This window comes from Neptunitalea chrysea, assembly GCF_027924145.1.
Classification (GTDB): domain Bacteria; phylum Bacteroidota; class Bacteroidia; order Flavobacteriales; family Flavobacteriaceae; genus Neptunitalea; species Neptunitalea chrysea.
Genome location: NZ_BRVP01000088.1, coordinates 1 through 323 on the forward strand (window position 1 = coordinate 1; position 323 = coordinate 323).

Consider the following 323-nt stretch of genomic DNA (forward strand, 5'->3'; position numbering starts at 1 on the left):
TGCAGTTTATATCCATAATAATGACTTGATTGACTCGCACAATATCCTTTTTCGGGCAGACTGTAGTCCTGTTCTTTACATATCTTACTTCTGGAGCTTCTTGATAATTTACAGACCTCTAAAGGCATACTGTCAACAATATAACAATGCTCAGATTTATTCAGCCTCTTTACCAATGCTTTGCGAAGTGATTCTCTAAATGAAAATAACTTACGCTTTCTTCTGTTGTAGACACTGCGCTCTATTTTGCTGGATAAACTAGCAGGTAAAATTCGAAAAAGTTGACATTCGCTATCAATACCCATATACTCTGATGTTAGATC

1 protein-coding gene is annotated in these 323 nt (G+C 35.9%); it reads right to left on the reverse strand.

Features of this window, described 5'->3' with window-relative positions; translation table 11 throughout:
* Nucleotides 1-323 (reverse strand): transposase family protein (locus NBRC110019_RS16830; protein ID WP_507764327.1); only part of this gene is annotated, 323 nt, incomplete at both ends.